This is a genomic window from Acinetobacter sp. YH12151 (assembly GCF_013418355.1).
GTDB lineage: Bacteria > Pseudomonadota > Gammaproteobacteria > Pseudomonadales > Moraxellaceae > Acinetobacter > Acinetobacter pseudolwoffii.
Window position 1 is genome coordinate 15,918 of sequence record NZ_VPCG01000001.1, and the last position, 15,764, is coordinate 31,681.

The 15,764-nt window shown below is 42.7% G+C and carries 16 protein-coding genes; 8 read left to right on the forward strand and 8 right to left on the reverse strand.

The window, feature by feature from the left end; all coding sequences use genetic code 11:
• The first annotated feature begins 108 nt into the window (after nucleotides 1-108).
• Both FTU82_RS00095 and FTU82_RS00100 read left to right on the forward strand, forming a co-directional pair.
• Nucleotides 109-765: a TrkA family potassium uptake protein gene (locus tag FTU82_RS00095; RefSeq protein WP_180100866.1), complete on the forward strand. Its 657-nt coding sequence runs from the start codon at nucleotides 109-111 to the stop codon at nucleotides 763-765.
• Nucleotides 762-2,102 (forward strand): TrkH family potassium uptake protein, encoded by a 1,341-nt coding sequence (locus tag FTU82_RS00100; protein ID WP_180100867.1) that lies wholly within the window; start codon nucleotides 762-764, stop codon nucleotides 2,100-2,102. Before FTU82_RS00095 ends, FTU82_RS00100 begins: the two co-directional genes overlap by 4 nt.
• Before the next feature lie 72 nt (nucleotides 2,103-2,174).
• Here FTU82_RS00100 and FTU82_RS00105 read toward each other — a convergent pair whose 3' ends face one another.
• From FTU82_RS00105 to FTU82_RS00115, 3 genes are all read right to left on the reverse strand, one after another.
• Complete coding sequence (locus FTU82_RS00105) at nucleotides 2,175-3,317, reverse strand: phospholipase A (protein ID WP_180100868.1); 1,143 nt, start codon at nucleotides 3,315-3,317, stop codon at nucleotides 2,175-2,177.
• 21 nt (nucleotides 3,318-3,338) lie between these two features.
• Nucleotides 3,339-6,278, reverse strand: coding sequence for an insulinase family protein (locus FTU82_RS00110; RefSeq protein WP_180100869.1), 2,940 nt, complete (start codon nucleotides 6,276-6,278; stop codon nucleotides 3,339-3,341).
• Nucleotides 6,279-6,443: 165 nt separating this feature from the next.
• Entirely contained in the window at nucleotides 6,444-6,896 is a 453-nt protein-coding gene (locus FTU82_RS00115; RefSeq protein WP_180096589.1) for a GNAT family N-acetyltransferase, read from the reverse strand.
• A gap of 277 nt (nucleotides 6,897-7,173) precedes the next feature.
• Here FTU82_RS00115 and FTU82_RS00120 point away from each other — a divergent pair, with 277 nt between their 5' ends.
• The 3 genes from FTU82_RS00120 to FTU82_RS00130 are packed head-to-tail and all read left to right on the forward strand — an operon-like array spanning nucleotide 7,174 to nucleotide 9,136.
• Nucleotides 7,174-8,178, forward strand: coding sequence for an adenosine kinase (locus FTU82_RS00120; RefSeq protein WP_180100870.1), 1,005 nt, complete (start codon nucleotides 7,174-7,176; stop codon nucleotides 8,176-8,178).
• 14 nt (nucleotides 8,179-8,192) lie between these two features.
• Nucleotides 8,193-8,501, forward strand: coding sequence for a Rieske (2Fe-2S) protein (locus tag FTU82_RS00125; RefSeq protein ID WP_171304337.1), 309 nt, complete (start codon nucleotides 8,193-8,195; stop codon nucleotides 8,499-8,501).
• Nucleotides 8,502-8,521: 20 nt separating this feature from the next.
• Nucleotides 8,522-9,136 (forward strand): OB-fold-containig protein, encoded by a 615-nt coding sequence (locus tag FTU82_RS00130; RefSeq protein ID WP_005096777.1) that lies wholly within the window; start codon nucleotides 8,522-8,524, stop codon nucleotides 9,134-9,136.
• Nucleotides 9,137-9,201: 65 nt separating this feature from the next.
• Here the strand turns inward: FTU82_RS00130 and FTU82_RS00135 are convergent, their stop codons facing one another.
• Both FTU82_RS00135 and FTU82_RS00140 read right to left on the reverse strand, forming a co-directional pair.
• The gene (locus FTU82_RS00135; protein ID WP_180100871.1) at nucleotides 9,202-9,882 is read right to left on the reverse strand and encodes a YidB family protein; all 681 of its coding nucleotides are present in this window, start codon (nucleotides 9,880-9,882) and stop codon (nucleotides 9,202-9,204) included.
• 98 nt (nucleotides 9,883-9,980) lie between these two features.
• Nucleotides 9,981-10,451 (reverse strand): DUF6231 family protein, encoded by a 471-nt coding sequence (locus FTU82_RS00140; protein ID WP_005096775.1) that lies wholly within the window; start codon nucleotides 10,449-10,451, stop codon nucleotides 9,981-9,983.
• Nucleotides 10,452-10,485: 34 nt separating this feature from the next.
• Between FTU82_RS00140 and FTU82_RS00145 the strand changes: the two genes are divergently transcribed.
• Nucleotides 10,486-11,355, forward strand: coding sequence for a DUF2797 domain-containing protein (locus FTU82_RS00145; RefSeq protein ID WP_005096774.1), 870 nt, complete (start codon nucleotides 10,486-10,488; stop codon nucleotides 11,353-11,355).
• A gap of 63 nt (nucleotides 11,356-11,418) precedes the next feature.
• Here FTU82_RS00145 and FTU82_RS00150 read toward each other — a convergent pair whose 3' ends face one another.
• The 3 genes from FTU82_RS00150 to FTU82_RS00160 all read right to left on the reverse strand — a co-directional run bounded on the left by FTU82_RS00150 (nucleotide 11,419) and on the right by FTU82_RS00160 (nucleotide 14,324).
• Nucleotides 11,419-13,284 carry a SurA N-terminal domain-containing protein gene (locus tag FTU82_RS00150; RefSeq protein ID WP_074382837.1) on the reverse strand — a complete coding sequence of 622 codons (1,866 nt, stop codon included), beginning with the start codon at nucleotides 13,282-13,284 and terminating at the stop codon, nucleotides 11,419-11,421.
• 130 nt (nucleotides 13,285-13,414) lie between these two features.
• The gene (locus FTU82_RS00155; protein WP_004786051.1) at nucleotides 13,415-13,687 is read right to left on the reverse strand and encodes an HU family DNA-binding protein; all 273 of its coding nucleotides are present in this window, start codon (nucleotides 13,685-13,687) and stop codon (nucleotides 13,415-13,417) included.
• A gap of 157 nt (nucleotides 13,688-13,844) precedes the next feature.
• Nucleotides 13,845-14,324, reverse strand: coding sequence for a phasin family protein (locus tag FTU82_RS00160; RefSeq protein ID WP_100355016.1), 480 nt, complete (start codon nucleotides 14,322-14,324; stop codon nucleotides 13,845-13,847).
• Nucleotides 14,325-14,527: 203 nt separating this feature from the next.
• Here FTU82_RS00160 and FTU82_RS00165 point away from each other — a divergent pair, with 203 nt between their 5' ends.
• On the forward strand, nucleotides 14,528-15,178 hold the full coding sequence (locus FTU82_RS00165; protein ID WP_005171121.1) for a hypothetical protein: 651 nt from the start codon (nucleotides 14,528-14,530) through the stop codon (nucleotides 15,176-15,178).
• A 112-nt stretch (nucleotides 15,179-15,290) separates the two neighbouring features.
• Entirely contained in the window at nucleotides 15,291-15,764 is a 474-nt protein-coding gene (locus FTU82_RS00170) for an Rrf2 family transcriptional regulator (protein ID WP_005096769.1), read from the forward strand.

Sequence of the window (15,764 nt, forward strand, 5' to 3'; positions counted from 1 at the left end):
ATGATCATACTATTTATCTCGGCATAGCTTGCTGAATAGCAGCGCAATTTTTACGAAATTCTCTTACACTAAAATTGAGATGTAATAAAAATAGTTAGGACAATATTCATGGCATTATTTGCAGTGATTGGGCTGGGTAGTTTTGGTGCGACTGTGGCCACGCAACTGATCAGTCTGAATCATGAAGTGATCGGAATCGATCTGAATAAAAAATATGTAGAAAATATTTCTAATCAACTGACCCATGCTGTAATTGCCGATGCAACCGATGAGCATGTGCTGGATGAACTGAATGTGCAGCGTTGTGATGCCGTAGTCGTGGCGATCGGAGAAGATATTGAAGCCAGTATTTTGTGTGTATTGCACCTGAAAAATATGGGCGTCAAAAAAATCTGGGTAAAAGCCAAATCCAAATCCCATCACATGATTCTGACCCATCTCAATGTCGAGAAAATCATTCATCCTGAAGAAGATATGGGCGTGCGTGTGGCTCAGTCTTTAAGCTACCCGATGGTCAGTCGTTATATGGCACTGGAAGATGATCATTATATTGTCAAAATTGAGATTCATTCCGATCATCATGCTACGCCGCTCAACCAACTGATGAAGCACGCGCCTGAAATCACCACCTTATTACATAAGCGCGGATCAGTGGTGCAATACCAGGTCGCATCCGACCTGATTCTGCAGGAAGGCGATATTCTTGTGGTTGAAGGATTACTGGAGCCTTTACGCCATCTCGCCAGATATTTTAAAGCGCTATGAGAAGTTCTGACTTAAAGCAACATAGAACCATTAATCTCAGCCCGCCGAGTTTATTGGCCTTGGGTTTTCTCGGATTAATCCTGATCGGTTCACTGCTACTGATGTTACCTATTGCCCATCAGGGTGATATCAGCTGGTTGCAAGCCATTTTCACGGCTACGTCTGCAGTGACCATTACCGGACTGTCCGTAGTGAATGTCGGTGAAGCCTATACGGTATTTGGCCAGGTTGTCATTATGTTTCTGCTGCAATGCGGTGGATTGGGTTTTATGACTTTTGCCATTCTGGCAGTGATGAGTCTGGCACCCAAGATGGGGCTCAAACAGCAAGTCATGGCACAGGAATCGATTGGCCAGACCAGCCTGAAAAAAGTCAGTTTTACCATTAAAGCGGTATTTTTATATTCCCTGTTTTTTGAAGCCATCGGTACGCTGATTCTGACCTTGTCCTGGCTCAGAGAATATCCGCTCAGTGAAGCACTCTTTTATGCTGCCTTTTATAGTGTGTCAGCGTTCAATAATGGTGGATTTTCACTTTTTCCAAATAGCTTGATGAGTTTTTCAGGGCAGTATCTGATCACCTTTACCATCAGTATGCTGTATATCATTGGTGGTATCGGTTTTCTGGTGCTGATGGATGTCAAGCAACATAGACGCTGGCGCAAGTTAAGTACCAATAGCAAGCTCATTCTTTCGACGATTCTGGGGCTCAATCTGAGTGCGTTTATTGTGCTATGGCTGCTCGAAGCCTCTAATCCGCAAACTTTGGGCCTGATGAGTCTAGGCGATCAAGCCGTGAATGCCTGGTTCCATGCCACTGTTCCCCGCTCTTCAGGCTTTAATAGCTTACCGATGGAGCAAATGAGTGATGCATCGACCCTCGTCACCATGTTTCTGATGTTTATTGGCGGCGGCTCCTTAAGTACGGCGGGCGGAATTAAAGTCGGCACGTTTATTATTGTATTGGTTAGCGTAATCAGTTTTTTAAGACGTGAAGATGAAATCCGTCTGTTTAATCATTCTATTCCCGAAAAAACTACGTTTAAGGCACTGGCTGTGGTCTGTATTACGGCAGCCTTAATTGTGATGGGTTTTATGAGTTTATTAATTCTGGAACCTGAACATGAATTTCTCGATCTGTTATTTGAAGCCGTGTCAGCAGCCTGTACGGTCGGCTTGACCCGAGGAATAACCGAAGAACTGCAACCTGCCAGTTTGATTATTTTGATGCTGTTAATGTTTGCAGGACGTTTAGGGCCACTGACTTTAGCTTATTTCATTGCTACCCCGAAAAAGAGCCGAATCAAACATCCGCCTTCAGAAATCCAGATTGGTTAAACCACCCAATAAAAAAACCATGCTACAGCATGGTTTTTTTATATTAATTCTAAAATGATGAAGCCTGGAAACTTAGAACCAGTTCATTAAGGAAACACCCAAGCCCACATAAGTGGCACGATGGTTATAATCAATCAGACTTTCGCCATAGCCATCAAAAAGCTGGAATTGACCACGTAAACGGCCACTGATCGGGAATGACCAGTCAAACTGGATTGCACCACGATTGTCATCACCGCCTTTTAAGGTATGACGCAGCATCAAGGAAAAATCATGCTCGTTATGACGATAAAAAGCCGTCATGTCGCCGCGTCCAATATAGTTCTTGATCTCGGGATTGTTATCGTCGTCACGATTCTCTTCAAAGCGATACCAAGGGCGAACCATCAGGGCAAAATTGTCTTTTTCAAAGCCCAGATTCAGCATGACGCGGTTCCAGCTACGCGACAACGGGTCAGAACGGCCATTGGACTGATGATTAATGGTTAGTCCCAACATACGCCAGTTAAGACCAAAAAGGTCATAATTGGTACGCAAAACAAAACTTGCTTCGGGTTCATAATTGGTTTCACGAAACGGACGTGACTCTTCCGAGTTATAGACCTGCCAACGTGAAGACTGAGTATAACCGAGCCAGAGATCCCCATTATTCCCCAGAATATTTTCAACGGCCTTGGTTTTTAGAGACAGTTGAAACTTTGCTTCGATTGAGGTGAGATTTTGATCCTCTTCTACCGTATTTTGTGGATTTTCACTCTGTGGAAATTCATTTTTCTTTGAAGTCCAAAAACCGGGCATCAGGTAAATTGGCTGATAAGAACGGATGTTCCAGGTACCCAGTTTACTTTCCGGAGACAATTCCCAGCGACTATCCAGCAAAGACAGATTTGGTGTCAGCTTTGATCCTTCAGAAGCATAAATATTAGAAACGGTTTGTCCCATTCTGGCTTTTAAATTATCAGGTTCAGGCGCAATTTCTACTGCTGCACGACGTTCAGAATCGATCACCGGCTTATCGATAATCGCTATTTTAAACAAGCTATCATAACAGGCCAGACGTTCTGCACTGATTTCCAGTGCTGCACAGGCTTCAGCCGTTGCCGGCATGGGACTATTCACCACTATTTTTTCTTCCGCATTCACTTGCGTCCCAACTGTACAGCCCAGCACAACGCTCAGCTGCAGAGTTGAGCGCCTAAACGAATTAAGCGCCATCCCTTATCCTCATTTTTTTATTTATAGAACTTGTTGAATTACAAAACCAAGCTGCTCCAGCGTTTCACGTTTTGCCACTGGCGCCACGACTGCCTTAGTAGCCTGCTGCTCAAGCAGATAAGTTTGTGCAACACGCTTTAAATCATCCAGTGTGACATTTAACAGACGTTCACGTAATTTCTTACGGAATGCTGGTGTACGCTGATGCAGATAGGCATAACATGCAGTGATTGCCTCGCCCGCTGGTGAACCCGGTTTATCCATACTGGCAATCAGACCCAGAATCGCTTCTTCCAGTTGATGCGGCTGTTGCGGCGCATTGAGTAACCACTGAATACTGGCATCAAAGTCCTGAAAGGTTTCTGCCAGACGCGGGTCACGGTAGCTGTAGAAACGGAATGAACAGGCATTGCCGTCATAGCTGGCACCACCGCCATAAGCACCACCTTTTTCACGGATTGCACTGTGCAGGAAGCCATTACGTAAATAACCCGCCAGCACCATCAAGGCAGCAGCATCAGGATGCGCCACTTCGACCGCCGGATAAGCAGCCGCGCAGAACTGGACATTGGCCTGAATTAACCAGGCTTCATGCTGATCATGCGTCACTTTTTCGATTTGAGTCAGTGCAACCGGTGCAGGATCAACCGCCAGTTTGTCCCAGACATTCTGGATTTCTTCAATCAAGCTATCAGATTGCGGCTCTTCACACACCAGCAGGAACTGCTTCGGTGCTTGCAACAAGACACGATGAATTCGTTTTAACTCGTCAATCAGCAGATCATATTCAGCCGGATCTTTTTCAATTTTAGAGACCAGCTCGATCAGCCAGTTTAATGCACCCAAACCAGTATTGTGATAATCACGCAATGCCAAGGCACTGTGCTGACGAGATGCAGATTGCATCGCATAGCTATGCCCCGAACCGGAAACACGTGACTGCCAACGTGTTTTACGCTGTTGTAACAGTTCAATAATACGGTCTTTTTCATCAAAACGCAGCTGTTCAAAACCGATCTTTAACAGACGAATGGCATCTAAATGATTCACCAGCGATTTGGTGGTCAGTGTCAGCCAAGCCGTGATCTTGTTTTTGTCATCGACTTTAGAGCGCAACGATGCGCCCATACCCAGACCGCCACTTACCGCAGTTTGCAGTTGCTGGAATTCCAGATAATCATATTCACCCGCACCGACTTCGCCCATCAGGATCGAAAGCAGATTGAAGTATGGCGACTGCACCACTTCATCTGGAATATTCACTAAAACCTGTTGATAATAAATACCATTGGTACCGGCATGATACAGATTCAACGGCGTATCGACCTGATTACAGATAATCTCGCGTAACTGGCCCTGAACCACCTGTAATTCCGCAGGTACATCTTCCAGACCGACTTTTGGCAATAAGTTCAAGTCATCCGGTGTATCCTGACGCACATTCAATGCTTCAGTCTGGGCAATAATGTCTGCTTTCTGCTCTTCGGTCAGATTCTTGCCAATTTCAACCAGACGGGCTTTTTCATCGGCCGCTTCTTTGGCTGATTTCGTTGCATCCGGAATCAGCGTCAGTTGGACACGATGCGGATTATCCAGCAAATATTCTTTAATCAGATTGGAGAGCCACATTGGATCTTGCAGTTCTTCTTTAACCGCAGCAATGGCAGAATCCACATCCCAGACTTCGACCGGATCACGGTGATGAATCGCACTACCCAGACCGCTCAGAATCAGGCTCAGACCATAAGGCGTGCCATCGCCATTGATTTCACGCTGATGCAATTCAATCTGATGCAGGATTGCATCGACCATGTTCTGATCGACCGGTTTCGAGGCAACATCTTCCAGCACCTTGAACACACCATTTTTAAATTCTTCTGCATGTTCAGGATTTGAACCCTGCACCGCACAGTAGAAAGTCATCTCGAAATTAGAGTCATCCACGCCCATAAATGGACCGGTCGACTGGGCATAACCACAGGTTTCCAGATAATGACGCAATGGTGATGCAGAATCTTCAAGCAGAATCCCTTCGACTAAACGCATACCCAAACGCAGTTTAATATCACTGGCTTCAGGCAATAACCATGACAACACATGATAGGTCTTGTCCTGAAGATCTTCAGCATCGACTGCATAGCTGTCTGTAACGGTCAATGGTGCAGTCAAACGGGTTTCAGGCGTTGGATATAAAGTCTGACCTTTTTCAAATTTGGACAATGCCAGATTTTCAAACTGCTCTTGTAATTCAAAAGCGGTTTTATTGCCAAAGGTCATGAACACTGCATTACTTGGATGGTAATGTGACTTATAGAAATCAACTAACTCTTGGTAAGTCAGGTCAGGAATGTCTTTAGGATCACCACCAGAATTATAATGATACGTGGTATGCGGATATAAATGATGCGCCAGCGTATGATACAGCTGGTCTGAAGGCGAACTCATCGCCCCTTTCATTTCATTAAAGACCACGCCTTTATAGACTGGCTCGCCATTTTCCAGTTCAATGCGAATGCCTTCCTGAGCAAAATCCAGTGGATTCAGGTTCGCAGCAAATGCCGCGTCCATATACACTTCAAGCAGGTTTTGAAAATCTTTGCTGTTTTGCGTTGCAAATGGATAAGCCGTCCAGTCTGCCGCAGTAAAAGCATTCATGAAGGTGTTCAATGAACGGCGGATCATCAGGAAGAATGGATCGCGCACCGGGAACTTTTCTGAACCACAAAGTGCCGTATGTTCCAGAATATGTGCTTCGCCTTTAGAATCCATCGGCTGGGTACGAAACGCCACCAGAAAGACATTTTCATCGTGATTGGTCGCCAGGTGATAATGTGTGGCACCAGTCACTTTATGTTTATATTCAGACACAAAAATGTCTAAAGCTTCAACATGTTGTTGACGTAACAACTGAAACGCAGGATGTACAGTTTGAGAAATGGTTTCAGTGACATCTACAGTCATGCGATCTCCTAATGCTTTAATTAAAATAACTAAGGACATTATAGCTTTAGTTATCTGAATTATTCACGTTGAAAACCGAGGATTTTGATCGAATTAAGTAAACTTGATCATTTGAAAATTAAATCATCAAATTTACTGGCTAAGTCTGGCTCAACAGCCGCAAGATCACGAAATCAAATATTTGAAGTAGTTATAACTTGGATTATTTTCCACAAATACATAATTCTGTTTTTGATAAAAACTTGCAGCCAGTCGGGTATCTGTTTGCAGACATAAGGCCGAATAATGCGGAGCTGCCAACTGTTCCAGATAAGCCAGAAGCTGTTTACCGACCCCATGCAGCCGATATTTTGGATGGACATAAAAACGGCGCACACGACCAATCCGCTCTTCAATGCCATTATCGCCCCATTGCTGGTTTAGGCCACCACAGGCAATCAGTTTTTTGCCATCATGCGCGACCAGTAAATGTTCATTGGCTTGAGCAAAGCAGTTTTTACCGGTGCGATATTCTTCAATTAACTTATCCAACACATCTAAGCCTTCTTTGCGCGCCAGCGTTGCGAGCGCTTCGACTTGGTCAGGAAGTTGTTCAACTTTTACAATTTTAATATCCATATACGCACACTATTTGAAATGATTGTGAAGAATGATCTTCGCAGAACGACTTTAAAGTATCATGTCGAACGCGATATATCCTTATAAATAAAATTTGATGCTTAAATCAATGCTACAGCAACGTAGTGCATAAAAATAAGTCAAATCTTAGACCAAAGATAGTCACTGAATAAAATACAGCATTCTTGGAAAATATTTGAAAATGATTCAGCAAACTACAGCAATCCCAAGCAATCGTGTAAACTTGGCACTTTCATTTTTAATGTGATATTTAAACATGGCAAATGTTGATCTTTTTGCAATTGGTAATGCGCTGATTGACCAAGAATTTAAAGTGTCTGACGACTTTTTAACTGCACATCACTTGCAAAAAGGCACCATGCAGCTGACAGATGGTGATACTCAGGCCACGCTTTATCAAAATCTTCAAGCGACTCAAGTTTATAAAGGTCAGGCTTCAGGCGGTTCAGCAGCCAACACTACCGTGGCATTTTCTGCACTTGGCGGTTCTGCATTTTATGGTTGCCGTGTTGGTAATGATGAACTGGGGCAAATCTATCTGAAAGGTTTAAATGATGCAGGCATTCAGACCACAATCCAGTCGATCAGCGAAGGTGTAACGGGAACTTGTATGGTTCTGGTGAGTCCTGATTCTGAACGTACCATGCATACTTATCTAGGTATTACTGCTGAACTCACGGATCAACAAATTGATTTTAGTGCGCTAAATACTGCGAAATGGCTATATATCGAAGGTTATTTATCGACTTCTGAAACAGCACGCCATGCCGTCAAACAGGCACGTGAAATTGCCCGCGCTAACGGAGTTAAAATTGCTTTAACTTTATCGGATCCTGCCATGGTGCAATATGCGCGTGCCGGTCTGGATGAAATGATTGCAGAAGGTGTCGACCTGTTGCTGTGTAACCAGCAAGAAGCCCTGATGTATACAGAGACCGATAATATTGACGCGGCTCTAGTTAAGTTAAAAACACTCAGCCAACACGTTGTCATTACATTGTCAGCCGAGGGTGCACTTATTTCGGATCACGACAATACATTTAAAGTTCCTGGCCGCAAAGTTACTGCAGTAGATACGAATGGTGCCGGTGATGCATTTGCCGGGGCTTTCTTGTATGCCTTGAATGCCAACCTAGGCCTTAAAACTGCGGCTGAACTGGCGATTTTAATTTCCAGTCAGGTAGTTTCGCAATTTGGCCCACGTTTAGCGATTGAAGACTATGCGGCATTATTACAAGACTTTCAGAAGGAATGTGCTTAATGTTTAAAATTTGTATGACCGAAGATATTCCAGAGCGTGAAGCCCGAGCTTTTGAACTGGAGAATGGGGATATTATTTTTATTACTCAGCGCGATGGAGCCTTTTATGCCTATCAAAACCTGTGTCCGCATTTGCAAGTCGAGCTGGAATTTCTGGAAAACCAGTTTTTGGATCGTGATCAGGAATTTATTGAATGTTCAACGCATGGTGCACTGTTTTTGGTAGAAAGTGGTGAATGTATTTCCGGGCCTTGCCAAGGTCAATCACTTGAAAAAGTAGAAATTACCGTGCATTCTGATGGTGGAATTTACCTCACAGAATAAGACTTAAAACGGACTTCACCATGCCTGCATTTTTTCTAGACTATAATCTGATGCCTTTTCATCTCAGTTTATTGGCGATTATTTTGTTTGGCGTGGTGAAAACCATTGGTTTCTATTTTGGACTCAGATCCAGCAAATTTTTGCAAAAAATTTCACCTTATAATTTTCAACAATTAGACCTGTTGAATGTCAAATTCTCCAAAACCCTAATTGTATTTTTCTTTCTGATGAATTTCAGCTTTGCTGGCTATGTTTTACAATTCCTGATCTATTCTCAGGAGTTTGAGTTTCTGCCGGCTTATTATCTGATTATTCCGGCTTTAATTATTGCCACTTTTTTTACGATTTTCATGATTCATTGTCTGGATCAGGTCATTCCACCCAAATATAAAAAGAATAATGTCAATTTGCTCGGCCGTCTGGCAACGATTTCAAGTGGCAATGCCCGCCCTGGATTTTCTGCTCAAGCGCGGGTTCGAGATGAATATGGGCAACTGCATTATGTACAGGTAGAGCCAGAGTTTGGTGAACTGGGTTTTCAATCGCAAATTATTTTAATTCGTACCCGAAAATCTCATTATATTGCCAAAAAAATCTGTGACTCTAACCAGCTGTTTAGCCTGAACCTAGATTAGCGATTTTAAAGTCTGCATAGCATTAAAAAATCCCGACTCAAATCGGGATTTTTACATGATGGAATTTATTTTTTGAGAAGCCCTGAGACCATATTCAAGACATTTTGAATATCATTATTGGCTTCCTGCTTACTGGTCTGTTCACCCTGTGGCGTAAGTGAGTCAATAATCTGCGGCAAAACTTGTGAAATTGCACTATACACATCCTGTTTAGGCGCATGAGTTTGCTGTGCAACTTCTTCAATTTCCTGATCATCAAACAGATTTTGTACCTGCTGCGGATCGACATTGGCATTTTCACCCGGGCCAGTCGACACCCAGTCATCAACCTGACTATTCAACCCCTGTCCTTTAAGCTTATCCAATGCACCCTGTAAACCACCCTGTTTTTGAATCCAGGCCAGTACCAGAGGTAGCACCGCAATCAATAAGGTTTTGCCAGTCGAACCTCCTCCCAATCCTGAACGGGATTGAGCAGTACTTTGACGATTTGCCCCACCTAACTGACTGAGAACTGAACCTAAAATTGCACCTAAACCATTTTGTCGGGTCTGCTGGCCGGCTTGATTCTGCTGATTCTGACTGTGTTGACTCTGATCTTGTTGAGTCTGAGATTTATTCAAATGACCCAATACCGATCCCAGGATATCTGCCAGACCACCCTGCTGTGAAGATCGCTTTTGAGACTGCCCGCCACCCAATGCCTGCTTGGCCAATATTTCCACGATATTACTCAGATTCGTCATGCTCTATATCCTGTATGCATCATAGTTACAGAATACGGTCTGTCCTCATATTGTCTAGGCAGGATTGTGTTAATATTTGCAATTAAGCAGGCATAGGCTTACCAGCGAAATTTATCCCAGTTTTCCGGATTGGCCCAGAACTTGGAATTAAACCAGTCGGGCACATGCTTATAGGTTAAAATATTAAACTGCCACAGCGCAAAATCCGCCCCGTGCGTGGTCTTGTCAATCAGCTGGGTAAATCCCAAAGCTCTCAATAGTTTTTCATCTTGCAGCCGACTGATCACCACCAGACGTTTAGCAAATAAATCACGCAATTTCACCAAGATTCGACTCATGATCTGTTCAGACAAATGTTCGGTTTCTATCGTATCCAGCATTACCACAGCCAGGTCATAACGTTGCTGAAAAGGCAGATTTAAAAAGCCAGATACGCTAAAATAGTGCCATTGAATAGATGGCTGAAACTGGACTTGCCTTAAGTCCTGCCCAATACAAATAGCAGTATGAATTGGCTGTTCCTGTGCGAAATCGTCTAGCATTGAAGTAATGACATTCTGCTCAGCCATAACTGCATCCTTATGATTTAAGTGAGTAATCTTTATGGAACTTCAGGGCATTTGCCATAAAATGCATGTCGGCCTCAAAGACCTTAGTGTAACTGATCAACAGATACAGCGGGCAAATGTTGAGTATAAATTAATTCTGGATCGTGCAGAAATCGATCTTCCATTTAATTTGGGCCAAGACATCGAGATTGAATGGACAGGGAAAATTTATTGCGTATCTTGTGGCAATAAAACCTCAAAATCTTTCTCGCAAGGTCACTGTTTTAAATGTTTTAAGACCAATGCTTCATGTGATATGTGCATCATGAAGCCAGAAACCTGTCATTATCATTTAGGCACTTGCCGCGAAGATGAATTTGCCCAGAATGTCTGCTTTCAACCGCATATTGTCTATCTGGCCAATTCCAGTGCATTGAAGGTCGGGATTACCCGTACCAGCCAAATGCCGACCCGCTGGCTGGATCAGGGCGCAACCCAAGCCCTGCCGATTATGAAAGTTGGCTCACGTCGCCTCTCTGGCAAATTGGAAGTCATGTTTGGTACGCAGGTCGCAGACAAAACAGACTGGCGCAAGCTGCTCAAAGGTGAAGCAGAACCACTGAATCTGATTGAAGTCCGTGAACAGTTGTTAGAAGAATTTGCACCTAAAATTCAAAGCATTCGTGAAGAATTTAATCAGAATCTTGAGTTTAATGAAAATATTGAAGTGCTTGAGCAGGAATTGGCACGCGAGTTTATTTATCCGGTCGAGCAATATCCAGAAAAGATTAAATCACATAATCTGGATAAAACTCCGGTGATTCGTGGCAAATTACAGGGTATTAAAGGTCAGTATTTAATTCTGGATACCGGTGTAATCAATATGCGTAAATATACCGGTTATGAACTGATTATTCGTGCTTAAACCCTCATTTGGCTAGAGCATAAAAAACCAGCCCGCAGGCTGGTTTTTTTATTCAAGATCGTCTTATTTGATTTTTGCCTGAGATTTCAGGTAGCGCGTATAGTCATCAAATTCTTGCTGACCACGAAGTTGCTGATACAACTTCACCAACTCACTACGTTGCTCTGCACTCAATACATCCACCGGGTTTTTCTTTACTTCTGATACCGCAACCACGACCAGCTCATTTGGCATTTTCGCTGTGGTCACTGACCAATGGCCTGCTTTTGGTGTCGGAAGACTAAAAGCGGCACGTTGTACATCACGTTTTAGCAAACCTTCAGCACGGGTATACACGCCAGCATCTTCAAAAATCAAAGCACCTTTGGCGACTGATGCAGCAGGTTTGGTTTTGAACTCATCCAGAGCTTTCTGAATTTTTGCTTTTGCCAAAGCAGCGGCTTTGTCTTCAATCAATTGAGCCTGAACACGCGGTTTCGCTTCTGCCAGTGTTTGTTCACCAGCTGCATGATAGTCACGCACCTTGATCCAGGCCACATCACCATTGGCCAACTGAATGCTTGATGAAGCATTACGATCACCATTTTTGACATCATCATTAAACAGTTTGACTTTAAGGTTGGCATCGCTCAACACTGGGTCACGGGTTGAAAGTTTTACTCCTTGGGCTTTCTGAACCTGCACGCCTTTCACTTCTTGTGTAACAACCTCCAGAGAATCACTTCCCACCACCATATCATTCAAGCTATTCACCGTATCGGAGAATGCATTGGATTTTTTAGCAGCCAAAACCTCTTCAGATAAACGTGCTTTTTGTGACTCAAAAGATGGCACAGCCACATCAGGTGATTGCACAGAAATAATATGATAGCCATAATCTGTTTTCACAGGAGCAGAGACCTGACCTGATTTTAAAGAGCTAACAGTCTGGTCAAATGTGCTACCAAATACGCCAGTTTCATAAACTGCAATTGCTCCGCCTTTAGACTTGGATTCAGGATCTTCAGAATATTGTGCTGCAGCCTGTGCAAAAGTGTTACCGGCTTTAATTTTCGCTGCCACTTCTGCAGCCAGTTTTTGTGCTTCAGCATCACTACGACTGTCCGCCGTAATCAAAATATGCTTCACCTCTGGTTTAACTGCCTGTTTTTGTGTCGCAACAAAGGCTGTATACGCTTCCTGAAGTTCAGCATCTGTCACTGCCAAACCCTGTGCTTGAATATCACTTGGCTTCAACACCACATAGTCTACATCGACACTGGTCGGCTGTGTAAACGATGCCTTGTGCTGTTCATAATAGGCAGCGACTTCAGCATCGCTGACTTTGACATCTTGTTTATAACTGTCCAGATTAATACTGGAAATATGAATATGACGTTGTTCAGTCTGTAAATCGGCAATTTGCTGCATTTCGACCGGACTCACCAGTGGATAGTCCAGGAATGTCGAAGACAGCATTTTCAGCGCATGATCTTTACGCAAACTTTCGACTAAAGCACGATTGGTCATGCCAATTGATTTAAGATAGTTCTCATATAAAGCATCAGAGAACTTACCATCTTGCTGGAAAGTCGGCTGCTGGGCAATCATCTGTACAATTTGCTGGTCACTCAGGCTGATGCCTAATTCTTCTGCCTGTTGTAGCAATAAGGTACGTGAAACCAAAGTATCCATGGCTTTCTGGTCAATGAAGCTTTGATTCAGCAAGGTTTCATCGCCATTGGCATAACTGAGATATTGTTCTTTAAATGATTTCGTCAGTGACTCTAATTCTTTTTGAGATATTTCAGTTCCGTTCACGGATTTTGCCGCATCAGAGCTCCCGCCGCTAAAATATCCTTCAATACCTACAAGCGCTAACGGGGTCAAAAACAGAACGAGTAAAACTTTACCCAACCAACCCTTAATAACTTTACGAAAAGCTTCCATAAGTATTCCAATATTTTATTTGCAAAGGATTTTAACCGAAAATACCCATTGAATGAATGTGTTAATCATCACAATTTATTTTATCAATAAAAAACGCGCCAAAGAAGGCGCGTTTCATCGCTGGGTAAGCTTAAGCTACAGCGTCTTTTAAGCCTTTACCCGCTTTAAAGCTAGGCACTTTGCTTGCTTTGATCTCAAGAGTAGCGCCAGTCTGTGGGTTACGGCCAGTACGTGCAGCACGTTCTTTTACACCGAAAGTACCAAAACCGACCAAAGTAACTGTATCACCCGCTTTTAAAGCTTCAGTAACAGAAGCAATTGTAGCATCTAAAGCTTTACCTGCGTCAGCCTTAGATAATCCCCCTTTCTCTGCAATTGCATCAATTAATTCTGATTTATTCATGAAGATTACGTCCTCTTAATATCGTTTATTTAAGGTTCAAGAATTTGTTTAACATGCCATAACGCCTTTATAGCAATGCTTTAGGTATAAACGCAATACTTAAGAACCTCTTTTTTTTCAAAAAATATGCGAAAAAAACATTGAATAATAAATAAAGTCATTTTATTTGTGTTTTTTTCGACAATTCTTCCTGCATTTTTTCTTGTTCCGCAGTCAACTGATCAACCTTGGCATGTAACTGAAGGATTAAACGTTCCAAATGTTGTACATCCTTGAGTGTGACTAATCCTATACGATTCAATGAGTGATGAACAGAGTTGTCGATCAGCTTTTCCACTTTATCTTTGGTCTCTGTGACCGACTCTTTGGCCTTTTCTGAGACCTTTTCTACAGTTTGATCTGCAATATCTGCAGTTTTAGACTCCAGTTCTTCTCCAACCTTGACCAGTGAGTCAAACAATTTATTGCCTTCTTCTTCGGCACGTGAAAATGCTCCCAGTCCAGCCAGCCAGATCTGTTTGGTGTATTTACGAAAATCAAGAGCCGATTTGCGCTCCGAGGCAGATTTGGACTTGGCTTTCACTGTTTTCTGGTTTAAAGCTTCAGCTGAGTCTTGTGCTGTTTTTGACTTGTCCATGTGCACGGCTCCTGTTTGTTTTCTGCGCAATTATTATAAATTATTCTACAAAATCACTGCATAATAGCAAATTTAGTACTTGATAGATTTGCTAAACTGTTCTACAAAGCAATTTATTTCAAGTCTAATTTGATTTAACCCTGAAATCTCTTCACAGGCAGGAAGCTTTTTCACTTTATATTTCAGGTAAGGATTGGTTGTATATGAGCGAATCGCAACAAAGTCAAAATCAACCGCATTTGTTGCTTACGATGACGTTAATTGTTTTAGAAACAATATTTACCTTCATTCTCAAGCATGATCGTGTCGTTGCATTACAAGCCAAGAAGTTTGTAGATGAAAATATCTCGATTAAAATCAATAGCTATATTCCATATTTCGACTTTTATGTGCAATTCACCACAAATGGTCTTTTATTTGACCATAAAGCACCGGGTCGCATTGTAGATCTGGATGTGCGTACCACACTTCCCGATCTGATCAAAATTTTTATTTTTGGCAATCGTCGTAGCATTCGTAGTATGCGCATTGATGGTCATCAGGTTTTGAAAGACGAATTTCGTGATTTATTAACAGTATTCAGCTTGCCAAAAGTATTAGCCGACTGGAAACACTGGCTGTCTGAAACACCTACGGATGAAACGGAAATTATTGCGTCCAAAAAGCGTATAGCACCACTCTTAAAGAAAATTGAAGAGCAGCGTTCCAAGATCAATACCTTGCAGGTAGAAGTCAAACAGTATAAAAACCGCCTGAAACGGATCGAACGCCGTCAAAAGCGCATTAATATTGTTTTTGGCCTGAGTAGCATACTTTTGATTACGTTATTAGTGTATAATTGGCTCAGTATCTAAATCTTTCATTATGAAAAAATTAAATCCCACTAAGGTCTACTAAAAATAACTTGACTAATTTAGTCGGGATTCTTAAAATCGACACATCTAGTCTAACCATGTGTATCGAATCATGCGCCTAACCACTCGCGGTCGCTACGCTGTGACTGCTCTACTTGATCTAGCTTTGCAGCCTTCTGAAAAAACGATTACGCTCGCCGAAATTGCGGCACGTCAAACTATTTCTGTTGCCTATCTTGAGCAGTTATTTGCGAAACTCAAGCGCCATGGCTTAGTTTCAAGTGTTCGTGGAGCAAATGGTGGATACCATTTAGCACGTAATGCAGATGAAATTACTGTGTTAGCAATTATCGAAGCTGTAAACGAAACAGTTGATGCGACTCGCTGTGACCATAAAGGCAATTGCCAGAATGGTGCGATGTGCTTGACTCATGATTTATGGCAGGAACTCTCCCACCACATTGCCGATTATTTAGCAAAAATCTCGCTTGCTGATCTGGTTGCACGTGACAATGTACAAACAGTGTCATTACGCCAAAATTCAGCACCCTTTGATTCAGCCCTTTTATCGGTTACAGGTATTTGA

Bases quoted from the DNA above. Each gene is read 5' to 3' on its own strand.
- FTU82_RS00095 (WP_180100866.1), top strand. From the start codon at position 109: ATGGCATTATTTGCAGTGATTGGGCTGGGTAGTTTTGGTGCGACTGTG.
- FTU82_RS00100 (WP_180100867.1), top strand. From the start codon at position 762: ATGAGAAGTTCTGACTTAAAGCAACATAGAACCATTAATCTCAGCCCG.
- FTU82_RS00105 (WP_180100868.1), bottom strand. From the start codon at position 3,317: ATGGCGCTTAATTCGTTTAGGCGCTCAACTCTGCAGCTGAGCGTTGTG.
- FTU82_RS00110 (WP_180100869.1), bottom strand. From the start codon at position 6,278: ATGACTGTAGATGTCACTGAAACCATTTCTCAAACTGTACATCCTGCG.
- FTU82_RS00115 (WP_180096589.1), bottom strand. From the start codon at position 6,896: ATGGATATTAAAATTGTAAAAGTTGAACAACTTCCTGACCAAGTCGAA.
- FTU82_RS00120 (WP_180100870.1), top strand. From the start codon at position 7,174: ATGGCAAATGTTGATCTTTTTGCAATTGGTAATGCGCTGATTGACCAA.
- FTU82_RS00125 (WP_171304337.1), top strand. From the start codon at position 8,193: ATGACCGAAGATATTCCAGAGCGTGAAGCCCGAGCTTTTGAACTGGAG.
- FTU82_RS00130 (WP_005096777.1), top strand. From the start codon at position 8,522: ATGCCTGCATTTTTTCTAGACTATAATCTGATGCCTTTTCATCTCAGT.
- FTU82_RS00135 (WP_180100871.1), bottom strand. From the start codon at position 9,882: ATGACGAATCTGAGTAATATCGTGGAAATATTGGCCAAGCAGGCATTG.
- FTU82_RS00140 (WP_005096775.1), bottom strand. From the start codon at position 10,451: ATGGCTGAGCAGAATGTCATTACTTCAATGCTAGACGATTTCGCACAG.
- FTU82_RS00145 (WP_005096774.1), top strand. From the start codon at position 10,486: ATGGAACTTCAGGGCATTTGCCATAAAATGCATGTCGGCCTCAAAGAC.
- FTU82_RS00150 (WP_074382837.1), bottom strand. From the start codon at position 13,284: ATGGAAGCTTTTCGTAAAGTTATTAAGGGTTGGTTGGGTAAAGTTTTA.
- FTU82_RS00155 (WP_004786051.1), bottom strand. From the start codon at position 13,687: ATGAATAAATCAGAATTAATTGATGCAATTGCAGAGAAAGGGGGATTA.
- FTU82_RS00160 (WP_100355016.1), bottom strand. From the start codon at position 14,324: ATGGACAAGTCAAAAACAGCACAAGACTCAGCTGAAGCTTTAAACCAG.
- FTU82_RS00165 (WP_005171121.1), top strand. From the start codon at position 14,528: ATGAGCGAATCGCAACAAAGTCAAAATCAACCGCATTTGTTGCTTACG.
- FTU82_RS00170 (WP_005096769.1), top strand. From the start codon at position 15,291: ATGCGCCTAACCACTCGCGGTCGCTACGCTGTGACTGCTCTACTTGAT.